The organism is Pseudomonas sp. GQ91 (assembly GCF_059758795.1).
Window position 1 is genome coordinate 1 of the sequence record NZ_JCAXED010000035.1, and the last position, 2,153, is coordinate 2,153.

Consider the following 2,153-nt stretch of genomic DNA (forward strand, 5'->3'; position numbering starts at 1 on the left):
CTGGCGCATCTTCCAGCAACGCAGCGTGCCGCAGATCCTCGAAGGGCTGTGCAACGAACGCCATTGGGGCGCCTGCACCCAGCACCTGAGCGAATCCCATCTGCCCCGCGAATACTGCGTGCAGGCGGGCGAACTGGATTGGGATTTCTACCAGCGCCTGGCCGCCGAAGAGGGTCTGTTGTCGATCTTCCAGCACAGCGCGGCCGGACATCAGTTGATCCAGGCCGACCACATCGCCAGCTTCGGCCTGCTCCCAGGCGAGCCGCTGGTGTACCAGGCCAACCCTGGTGGCGATCAAGCACAACCGGCGCTGCACACCTTCACCTACCGCGAGCAGGTGCGCAGTGCCAACCAGACCCAGCGCGACTACACCTTTACCCACCCGCGCTACAACCTGGAGCAGCGGCAACAGGCCCGTCAACTGGAGCACCAAAGCCCCAACTACGAGCGCTACGACTACCCCGGCCGCTACAAACACGATGACGCCGGCAAGCCCTTCACCCAGACGCGTCTGCACGCCCTGCGCCGCGATGCGCGCACCGCCGAGGTCAGCGGCGACGATGCGCGCCTCGTGCCGGGGCTGGCCTTTGACCTGGTCGGCCATCCGCGCGACGACCTGAACATGGGCTGGCGCGCCGTATCCATCAAGCACATCGGTCGGCAGCACACGTCGCTGGAAGAAGACGCCGGCGGCAGCGAGGTGGGCACGTATTACAACTTCACCGCGACGCTGATTCCCGACAGCGTCGAATGGCAAGCACCACCGCGTCCCACACCCTGCATCGAAGGCCCGCAGATCGCCACGGTGGTCGGGCCGCCTGGCGAAGAAATCTATTGCGACGAACATGGCCGGGTTCGCCTGCAGTTTCCCTGGGACCGCCAAGGCCAGGAGGACGACCGCAGCTCCTGCTGGGTGCGCGTCACCCATAACTGGGCCGGCGCCGGCTGGGGCCACGTCACCCTGCCTCGGGTCGGCCAGGAAGTGCTGGTGGGGTTTCTGCATGGAGACCCGGACCAACCGATAGTCATCGGGCGCAGCTACCACGCCGTCAACCGCTCGCCGTACACACTGCCGGCGTTCAAGGCCCTGAGCCCACTCCGCAGCAAGGAACTGCACGGCGAACGCCACAACGAACTGCGCCTGGACGACACCACCGGGCAAATCAGCGCCGCCTTGCTCAGCGACCATGCCGCCAGCGCCTTGACCCTCGGCTACCTGACCCAACCGCGCCCCGGCGGCGGCGGGCCACGCGGCGAAGGTTTCGAACTGCGCACCGATGCCCACGGCGTGTTGCGCGCTGGCGGCGGCCTGTTACTGACCACCCAGTTGCGCGCTCGCGCCGCCGATCATCACACCGACCTGCCGGAAACCGCCGAACAACTGGACACTGCTCGGCAACACCACGCCACCTTCGCCAGCGAGGCACGCGCGCATCTGGCCCAGGACAGCGGTGATCAGGACGAAGTCGCCGCCGCCCTCGAGGCCCAGCACAGCGCCATCCGTGGCACCGGCGGCAACCCAAGCGCCAACCAGTACCCCGAACTGGCCGAACCCCACCTCGTACTGCACAGCCCGGCCGGCATCGCCAGCAGCACCCCGCAATCGACCCATATTGTCAGCGGCGAACACCTGGCCCTGAGCAGCGGCGGCCACACCAGCCTGGCCATCGGCAAGCGCCTGCTGATCAGCGCCAGTCGCGGCATGCGCACCTTCGTGCAAAGCCTGGGCTGGCGCCTGGTGGCGGCCAGCGGTGACATCGACATCCGGGCACTGAAAGACAACATCAACCTGCTGGCCCAACTCAAGGTCACCGTTACGGCCGAGCGCATCACCCTCAGCGCCAAGGAAGAGATCGTGATCCAGGCTGCGGGGAGTAGCACCACCTACAACGCGGGTGGAGTTACCCATGCCACCCGAGGGTTGTACACCGTGCATGGCGTGGATTTTATCTACAACACTGCGAAGAGTAAGGCGGCGGCGTTTGCACAGGAGCCGAAGGCGGGGAAAGGGAATCTGGAGTTGTTTCAGCAGTACGCCAATGGGTTTGCGTTCAAGGGAGGCGAGTATCAGGTCGAGGATGCGCTGGGCAAGATCATCAAGGGCAAGCTGGATGGCAATGGTTTTGCGGCGGTAACGGGTGTTGCTCCAGGCC

Annotated in this window: 1 protein-coding gene; it reads left to right on the forward strand. The window is 65.8% G+C overall.

Features of this window, described 5'->3' with window-relative positions:
• The coding region (locus AC6CIA_RS26235) for a type VI secretion system Vgr family protein (protein WP_498316044.1) at positions 1-2,153 on the forward strand (2,153 nt) is incomplete at both ends.